The organism is Streptomyces sp. JHA26 (genome assembly GCF_002005565.1).
In the GTDB taxonomy this organism is placed as follows: domain Bacteria; phylum Actinomycetota; class Actinomycetes; order Streptomycetales; family Streptomycetaceae; genus Streptomyces.
In genome coordinates this window covers 19,836-28,389 of the sequence record NZ_BDJC01000076.1, presented here as the reverse complement: position 1 = coordinate 28,389, position 8,554 = coordinate 19,836, and the positions used below count along the sequence as shown (strand labels likewise).

The 8,554-nt window shown below is 73.3% G+C and carries 8 protein-coding genes; 4 read left to right on the top strand and 4 right to left on the bottom strand.

The window, feature by feature from the left end; translation table 11 throughout:
- Positions 1-1,631, top strand: a 1,631-nt coding sequence (locus tag JHAT_RS30480; protein ID WP_216353454.1) for an alpha/beta fold hydrolase, incomplete at its 5' end; no start/stop codon positions are given.
- A complete protein-coding gene (locus JHAT_RS30475) occupies positions 1,628-2,374 on the top strand; it encodes a class I SAM-dependent methyltransferase (protein WP_077801513.1) in 747 nt (248 codons plus the stop codon). The genes JHAT_RS30480 and JHAT_RS30475, both read left to right, overlap by 4 nt.
- A gap of 34 nt (positions 2,375-2,408) precedes the next feature.
- On the opposite strand, the gene JHAT_RS30470 is transcribed toward JHAT_RS30475, so the two are convergent.
- A complete protein-coding gene (locus tag JHAT_RS30470; protein ID WP_077801512.1) occupies positions 2,409-3,125 on the bottom strand; it encodes a PIG-L deacetylase family protein in 717 nt (238 codons plus the stop codon).
- Positions 3,126-3,259: 134 nt separating this feature from the next.
- Between JHAT_RS30470 and JHAT_RS30465 the strand changes: the two genes are divergently transcribed.
- Together JHAT_RS30465 and JHAT_RS30460 are read left to right on the top strand one after the other, a co-directional pair.
- Positions 3,260-3,673, top strand: a complete 414-nt coding sequence (locus tag JHAT_RS30465) for a DUF3224 domain-containing protein (RefSeq protein WP_077801511.1) — start codon at positions 3,260-3,262, stop codon at positions 3,671-3,673.
- A 28-nt stretch (positions 3,674-3,701) separates the two neighbouring features.
- A complete protein-coding gene (locus tag JHAT_RS30460) occupies positions 3,702-4,067 on the top strand; it encodes a VOC family protein (protein ID WP_077801510.1) in 366 nt (121 codons plus the stop codon).
- A gap of 175 nt (positions 4,068-4,242) precedes the next feature.
- Here the strand turns inward: JHAT_RS30460 and JHAT_RS30455 are convergent, their stop codons facing one another.
- The 3 genes from JHAT_RS30455 to JHAT_RS30445 are packed head-to-tail and all read right to left on the bottom strand — an operon-like array spanning position 4,243 to position 8,551.
- The gene (locus JHAT_RS30455; protein ID WP_077801509.1) at positions 4,243-5,166 is read right to left on the bottom strand and encodes a DUF6039 family protein; all 924 of its coding nucleotides are present in this window, start codon (positions 5,164-5,166) and stop codon (positions 4,243-4,245) included.
- A gap of 29 nt (positions 5,167-5,195) precedes the next feature.
- Positions 5,196-7,664, bottom strand: coding sequence for an ACP S-malonyltransferase (fabD, locus tag JHAT_RS30450; RefSeq protein ID WP_077801508.1), 2,469 nt, complete (start codon positions 7,662-7,664; stop codon positions 5,196-5,198).
- Entirely contained in the window at positions 7,664-8,551 is an 888-nt protein-coding gene (locus JHAT_RS30445) for a DUF6039 family protein (RefSeq protein ID WP_077801507.1), read from the bottom strand. The genes fabD and JHAT_RS30445 overlap by 1 nt, the downstream gene beginning before the upstream one ends.
- Positions 8,552-8,554: the final 3 nt, after the last annotated feature.

Sequence of the window (8,554 nt, the reverse complement as noted above, 5' to 3'; positions counted from 1 at the left end):
TGGCGGTTTCCGCGGAGGCCGCGGTGCCGATGCCGCTCCCGCCCGCCGGCGGTCCTGCGGGCACGGCGTGCGTGCCGCCCGCCGCCGCCGCGGTCGCGGACGTGGTGTCCGCCATGGAACGGGCCGCTGCCGAGGAGTGCGCGCGCCTGGGCGTGACGCTGCGGGTGCTGCGGGTGGCCTGCCCCGTCACGGCGGACGGGCGGACGCCGGGAACCCCGGCGGGGCTGCACCGTCTGCTGGCCGCGGTGGAGGAGACCGTCGCGGAGGTGCGCGCCCGGGCGCCCGGCTGGTTCGAGCGCGAGCCGCTGCGGTTCGTCGCACCGCCCGGCGCGGCTCTGCCGCTGCTGCCCGTCGAGGACGCCGTACGCCTGCTGTTCGCGCTGAGCGCGTCGGTGGCGACCGCGGGCCGCGTGTGCCGGGTGGCGTCCCCGCGCGCCACGCCTCTCGCCGAGCTGTGCGACCGGATCTCCGACGTGTACGGCATCCGCCTGACCGCCGTCGCCTCGCCCGGCGAACTCAACGCCGTGGACCGGCTGTTGTGCCGGCGGCTGACCGGCGTGCTGGAGGGTGCCGGACGGGCCGGCGGTATCCTGGACGCGTACGACGTGCTGGGGCCCGGTGCGCAGGTGGCCGCCATGCGCCCGCCGGCGCAGCGCGGGCTGCTGCGCGCGGTCAACGAGGGGCAGAGGGCCGCGCGGGAGAAGCGGTTGCTCGGAACAACCGCCTTCGTCGGGACCCTCGGCACGGGCACGTCCCCCGCCCGGGACGGGCAGGGAACGGTGGCGTACCGCACCGCCGGGCCGCCTCCCGGCGGCACCGACGCGCTGCCGGTGGTGCTGGTCGGGGCGCTGGGGCAGGGCCCCGACTTCTGGTACCCGCTGATGCGACGGCTCGCGGCGCGGCGGCGAGTCCTGCTGGTCCAGCCGTCCGGCGCGCAGCGGCAGCGGACGGGAGCGCCGGAGACGGCCGCCGTGCTGCGGCGCGAGGGCATCGGCGCCGCCCACCTGGTGGGCTGGTGCACCGGGCCGAAGGAGGCCGTCGCCCTGGCGCGGGCGCATCCGGAGCGGGTGGCGTCGCTGGTCTTCCTCGGCGGATCGTTCCGGGTGGAGGGACGCGGGGACGGCCTCGACACGGAGCACGAGCGCAGCCTGCACACCCTGTGCCGCGCGGTGCACGCCCGGCCCTCCGCCGCCGGACGGCTGCTGCGGCTGTTCGGGGAGCCGGAGCCGGAGCCCGAGTCCGCCGAGAACGTGCTCGCCGCCACCCATCGCGACCTGCGCGAGCTGGTGCGGGCACCGTTCCGCGACGAGGACGCCCTGGCCCGCTACGCCGCCGCGATGCTCGGGTTCTGGGCCGATGACAGCGCCGACGGCGCGCCGGAGGTGTCCGTGCCGGTGCTCGCGCTGGGCGCGGAGTACGACCGCGTGGTGTCCCGCGCCCGGCTGCGCGCCGCCGCCGCCCGGTTTCCACGGGGGCACTACGCGGAGTTCGCCGCGGCCACGCACCAGTTCCTGTACGACCGGGCCGAGCTGCTCGCGGAGGTGCTGGAGGGGTTCTGGCGGGACCCGGCGGACCGTACACCGCCGGCGGACGAGGTCGTCACGGGGACGGCCGGAGAGGAAACGAGGTGAACACCCCCAAATCGTTCGAGCGGGTGGCGCGCGACTACGACGCCCTGCGGGGCGGCATGGACCGCGGACGCCAGTCCGCCGGGGCCGTCGCCCCCCACCTGGTGCCGGGCGGGCCGACCCTGGAGGTCGGCGTCGGCACGGGGGCCGTGGCGGCCGGGCTTCTGGAGCGGGGCCACACGGTCTACGGCGTGGACATCTCCCCTTCGATGCTGCGGCAGGCCGGTGAGCGGATCGGCGGCCGCCTGGCCCGCGCCGACGCCCGTGCGCTGCCCTGCCCGGACGGGGCCTTCGCCAACGTGGTCTGCGTCCATGTGCTGCACCTGGTCGGCGACATGGGGGCCGCGCTCGCCGAGGCGCGGCGGGTGCTGCGTACGGGCGGCCGGCTGGTCGCGGTGCACGGTGACCCGTTCGCCGACGACGATCCGATGGTGGCGGCTCTGGAACGGCTGGCGCCGCTGCGGCCGGAGCGTCCGGACTCCCCCGGCCGGCTGGTCGAGGCGGCGGCCGCGGTGGGGCTGCGCGCCGTCCAGCAGGGGCCCGACGCGGCGTACGTGCAGGCGACCAGCCCGGAGCAGCTGGCCACCAGCCTCGAGAAGCGTGTGCCCCCCTATCTGTGGGAGGTGACCGACGACGACTGGCGACGGCTGGTGGTGCCCGTGATCGAGGCGCTCCGGACGCTCCCGGAGCCGGAACGGCCCCGGGAGCAGGTCTGGCGCTCCTGGCTGACGGTGCTGCGCAAGTGACACCTCGCCCCCGCGGGGGCGTGCCGGCCCGGCGTCAGCAGGGGATGACCTCGAAGGCGATGGCGGGGCGGCCGCCGAACCGCTCGCCGGTCTGCGCGGCCAGGCCGGTGAGCGGGCCGCGGACGTCGCTCACCGGGGGCCGCAGACCGTCCAGGTAGGTGCGGTGGGCCTCCAGCGAGGCGACGGCCTGGTCCAGCGAGCCGGAGACGTCCACGGCGTGCGTGGGGTGCGGGGAGTTGGCGACGGCGAGGTGACGGACGCCGGTCCAGGGTTCCTCGTCGAGGTCGGGGAAGATCCACCGGTTGGCGGCGTCGGCGACGGCGTCGAGCGCCGCACGGCCGAGGTTGCGGTGGTCGGGGGAATTCCAGCGACCGCTGCTGAAGCGGTCGTGGAAATTGAAAGTGAGCAGCAATTCCGGCCGGTGCCTGCGAATGGCCCCGGCGATCGCGCGGCGCAGCGCGGTGCCGTATTCGATGGCACCGTCGGAAAGATCCATGAATTCGACCGAGGAGACGCCCACGATTTTCGCGCTCTCCCGTTGCTCGGCCTCGCGGACCGGTGCGGCCTCGGCCGGGGACATGCCGTCGATTCCGGCCTCTCCCCTGCTGGCCAGCACGTAGCTCACGGTCTTCCCGGCCTTGGTCCAGGCGGCCACGGCGCCGGCCGCGCCGAACTCGATGTCGTCGGGATGAGCCACCACCGCGAGGGCGGTGGTCCAGTCGTCCGGAAATGGCTTCAATTCCTCACTCATACAGGGAAGTTAACATGCGGACAGTCCCCGCCAATGCTCAAAATTGCACAGCAGACGGCGCCGGTGAAGCGTGAACATGGCCGGTGCGCGCGGTGTTCCGCCGCGTCGTGCCGAGAGATGTGCGAAGGAGACCCATGAGCAGGACGGCAACCGGCGTGATGAAGTGGGAGCCCTGGAAGCCGCGCCCCTTCGCCGCCCAGGAGGAGGCCATGATGCTCTTCCACGGCCAGGTGGTGAACCACTACTCCGGTGACCTGACGGCCACCAGTACTCAGGAGTGCCTCATCCTCGGGCACCGCGACGGGACGAGCCCCTTCTACGGGCTGGAGCGGGTCGTCGGTGAACTGGAGGGCCGCACCGGCAGCTTCGTCCTCGAGGTCAAGGGCGTGGTGCGTCCCGGGGCCGCCGAGGCGACGATGACCGTCGTCCCCGGGTCGGGCACGGCGCAACTGGCCGGTTTGGAGGGCGAGGGCACGTACAAGAGCGATAACGTCGGTCCGGACGGACACAGTTCGTTCGTCCTGAACTACGTACTGCCGACCGACTGAGTTCTCGGTCACAGGAGAGGGAAGAAGTATGGAGACCGTCGGCACTCTCGCCGCCATCTCGCTCGACTGCAGGGACCCCAAGGCGCTCGCGGAGTTCTACGGGAAGCTCACCGGGTGGAAGGAGATCTTCAGCAGCGAGGACAACACCTACCTGATGGGCGACTCCTCCGTACGGCTGGGCTTCCAGCGGGTCGCCGACCACACCCCGCCGAGCTGGCCGGACGCCGGCAAGCAGTTCCACCTCGACTTCAGCGTCCCGGACCTGGACGCGGCGGAGAAGCAGGTGCTGCGACTGGGCGCCACCAAGCCGGAGTTCCAGCCGGGCGGCGACAAGTGGCGGGTCTACCAGGATCCGGCCGGACACCCGTTCTGCCTGACCACGTACGCGGGATGAACCGCACCCCGGGTGGCCCCGCGGCACGTGCCGCGGGGCCACCCGGTCGTATGCCGGGGACCGGTGACGAGGCCACCAGGCGGGGCCGGGCGCACCGTTTCGGGTCGAGCGCGGGCCCACGGCACCGGGGCGGCGGACCCGATCGGGTCCGCCGCCCCGGTGCCGTGGGCCGGTCTCAGCTCCAGCTCTGCGGGACGATCAGGGCGTCCCGTGTGCTGCCCTGCACGATGATGCGGTCCCACGCTCCCCCGCCCTTGTCCATGGACACCCAGTCCTGGACGAAGGAGGCGCGGGGCGCGTCCGGGTCCGTGCGCGCGTCCAGCCCCATCAGCAGGTACATCACGTCGAGCGACGCCATGTGGATCAGGAAGTGCGCCCGGTCCATCCGGCCGAACATCTCCTCGTAGAGGTAGACGGTGGCCAGGCCCTCCATGTTGAGGTTCATGTTCTCCGCGACGGTGCGGGCGAAGACCCGGGCCTCGGCGCGGAAGCGGTAGTCGAAGTCCACCGTGCGGCGCATCACCACACCGGCGGTCGCCGTGTTCAGGGTGCGGTCGGGCGCCACGGCCGTCTGCTCCCACGCCGGCCGCACGTCGAACCGGGGCAGTCCGCGGACCGGGTCGGTGACCACAGGGCTGACGGACTCGTCCTGGACCATGGCCTCCGTCGCGGTACCGAAGATCCCCCACCGGTGCGGGATGAGCAGCGTGTCCCGGACGCTGCCGGGCTCGAACATCTCGTCCCAGACGCCGGTGGCGCCGTCCTGGCCGCCGAACAGGCCTGAGGCGTCCGCACCCGCCGCCAGCGCCTCGTACCGCTCCAGGGACGGCAGGTGGACGAGCCAGTGCAGCCGGTCCCGGACGCCGAAGGCCTCCTCGTAGGCGAGGACCGTGGCCTCGCCGGCACAGCGCTCGTTGCAGGATTCGACGATCTTCCGGGTGGCCTCGCGGGCACGGACGCCGTATCCGGGGGCGATCTGCGCACTGCGCGCCACGATGAGGCCCGCGTTGCCCGAGTGCAGCAGGTTCCCGGCCGGTCGTGCAGTCTGGTGGGCTGCGGGACGGAAGGCGGGGGCGGGGCCGGTCGTCGTCTGTGTCATGGGGGTGTCCCTCCTGTTCGCGGTCCTGGTCACGGAACTGCTCGCGGTCCCGTTCGCGTCGCGCCGTCCGGCCGGACCGGCGCCGTGCCCGGCTCCCCCTCGGGTGCGCCGAGGATCCGGGCGGCCCCCGACATCAGCAGGTCGGCGATGGCGTCCGGGTGGCGGTGTCGCCAGTCGGCCAGCGGGGTGCCGCGCACGAGATTGTTGAAGGCGCCCATGGCCGGTCCGCAGTGGATCTGGAAGTTGGCCCGCTGGGAGGTGACGCCGGCCAGGGCCAGCCGGTTGGTGTGCGCGAAGTACCACTTGAAGACGAGCGCCATCCGGTGGCGGGGGTCCTTTTCGGCCTTCTCCACGATGTGCGGGCGGCCCGTCTCGACGTAGTGGGCACGGGTCAGCTCCCACACCTCGTCGACACTGCGCCGGAAGTACGTGCGTTCGACGGACCGAAGGGTCCGCTCATCGATCTCCGCGAGGGAGCCGTGGCGCCGGTAGAGCTCGTACAGCTTTCCCGCCCGGGCCGCGAACAGGGTTCCCTTGCGGACGACCTGGACACGCGCGCCCAGCTCGAACATGTCACCGGAGGGGGCGTGAGCGGTGTCCTGAACGTCCAGCCCGGCGAGCAGGTCCTTGACCGCGTCGGACGTTCCCGCTTCGGCCGTGCACTGGTTGACCGAGCCGGTGAGGACGAAGTCGGCGCCGAGGGTGAAGGCCGCGGCGACCGCCTCGGGCGAGCCGAGCCCGCCCGAGGCGCCCACGGGCGGCGGACCGGCGTAACCGTGCCGGGCGGAGATCCGGTCCCTCAGCCGCGCCAGGGACGGCACCAGGGTGAGCGCCACCGCGCCGTCGGTGTGCCCGCCGGAGTCGGCCTCCACACAGATCTCTCCGGCGACCGGGTGCCGCCGGGCGAGCTCGGCCTCCTCGGCGGTGAGGTCGCCGTCACGGACCATCCGCTCCAGCAGAGCCGGGGGCGGCGGCGAGAGAAAGGCGGTGGCGACCTCCGGCCGGGACACCTTGGCCATGACGTGGCGGAGCCCGCTCGCGCGACCGTCCGCCGTGCGGCGGGCCCCGCTGAAGCGGAAGCGCACCAGGGGCGCGGTGACGCCGAGGTAGGCGGCGGCCTCCACGTGCCGCACACCCCGGTTCAGGAACAGCTCGACCGTCTCCCGCTCGCGCCGCTGGTCGTCCAGGCCGTGCAGGAGGTTCATCCCGAACCGGCCGGACGCGCCGAGCCGTTCCTGGATGCGGCCGATCGCCTTCTCGACCTCACCGAGGCCGAGGCCCCCGGTACCGAAGAAGCCCATCAGCCCGGCCTCGCCGAGCCGGACGACCAGGTCCACCGACGAGATCCCCCGGTACATGGATCCGGCCAGATAGGCGAGCCGGATCCCGTACGCCCGGCGGAACGCGGCGGAGCCGAGCTCCGCCGGGCCGGCCCCGACGGGCACCCGAGAGACGATCACCGGGTGGGGTGCCTCCTCCCGGTCCGGTGCGGCCGGACTCCTCGTCACGGTCCGGCCGTCCGCGGCAGCGGCTTCCCCGGCGGCGTCGCGCCCCTCGGCGGCAGCCGCGCCCCGCGCGGCCGGGGACGGCTCGCGTCCGGCGTCCCGTGGCGTCCTCGGCCGGTCCGTCCGCGCCGGCGTGCGGGGCGCGGGCTCCCGTACGGCCTCCCGCCACAGGCCGGTCAGCACGCGTCCGGGGCCGAGTTCCGCGACCTCGTCGACGCCCTCGTGGACCAGGAGGCTCATCGACTGCCACCACAGCACCGGGGCCGCGACCTGACGGGCCAGCAGTTCCGGCAGGTCCCCCGGACGGTACGGGCGCGAGGTCACGTTGGAGACGACGGGGACCCGGGGTTCGGCGAACCGGAAACCGCGCAGGTAGTCCGCGAACTCCCGCGCCGCGTCAGCCATGTGGCGGGAGTGGAAGGCCGCGCTCACCTTCAGCGGTACGCAGCGGGCCCCCAGGGAGCCGGTCAGAAGGCCGGTGGCGGCGCGCACCGCGCCGGGGGTGCCGGAGAGCACGACCTGGCGGGCGGAGTTGTGGTTGGCGATCTCCGCGTCCGCCGCCTCGCCGCCCGCCGCCGCCAGCGTCTCGGCGACCCGCTCCGCCGGCACCCCGAGGACGGCGGCCATCAGACCGCCGTCGGCGCGTCCCATCAACTCGCCCCGGCGGCGCACCAGGCGCACGCCGGTGGTGAAGTCGAAGCAGCCCGCCGCCCAGAGGGCGGCGAACTCGCCCAGGCTGTGTCCCGCGTACCAGTCGGGCTCCGGTTCGCTCCGCCGGCGGGCCAGCAGGCTCAGCGCCTCGACGACGAACAGGGCCGGCTGGGCGTACCGGGTCCGGCCGAGCCGTCCCTCGGGGTCGCGCAGGCACAGCTCGCGGACCGAGTGGCCCAGCACGTCGTCGGCGGCGGCGCACTCCTCGGGGAAGAGGTCGAACAGCTCTGCGCCCATGCCGACGCGCTGGGCCCCCTGTCCCGGGAACAGCCAGGCGCGCATCAGGCCGACAGCTGGTAGGGGACCAGCAGGGTGTCGTGCAGGCCGCCGTCGGAGAACGTCCGCGCCCAGGTGCCGCCGCCACGGTGCCGGGGGACGAACGGACGCTCGAACAGGGCCCGGTACTCCTCGTCGTGGTCGGCCAGGGTCTGCAGCGCGTGGTAGTCCTCGAACGACCGGAAGTGGATCAGCCAGTGCAGCCGGTCCATCACGCCGAAGGTCTCCTCGTAGAGGTAGGCCGTGGCGCGTCCGGCGAACACCTTGTTGATGTGGTTCTGCCAGGCGAAGGCGAAGTAGCGGGCCTCCTTGCGGAATTCGTGCCGTGCCTCGCCGACCCGGTGCACCACCAGCTGTGCGGTGGCGGAGTTGAGCTGTTCCTCGCGGGGCTGGGCGCACTGCACCCAGGCCGGGTCCACCCAGCAGTCGCCGTAGTCGGCCTCCTCCTCACTCTCGTGGTGTGCGCCGTGCTGGGGAACGAGGATGTCCTCGCGCATGGTGCCGTCGACCACCATGCGGCCCCAGGCGCCCATGCCGTCGTCGTCCTTGACCCGGTCCGACTCCAGCAGGTCGATCATGCCCTTGTCGTGGTCGACCATCTCCAGGCTGATCGCGTAGTCGTTGGGGTTGTTCCAGTGGATCAGCCAGTGCAGCTTGTGCCGCGTGCCGGCCAGTTCCTCGTAGCAGAAGAACGAGGCTCCGTTGAGGTCGGACTGGTTCATGTAGCCGATGACGTCGGAGAAGAACTTCCGGCCCTCGGCCACGTAACGGTTCTTCAGCTGACAGCTGCGGGCGATGATGAAGCCCGCGTTGCCCGAGTGCAGCACTTTGTCGGCGGAGACGGGCGTCTGGTGGAGGGCGGGGCGGATCGCGCGGGCGGGGCTGTCGGTCACGGT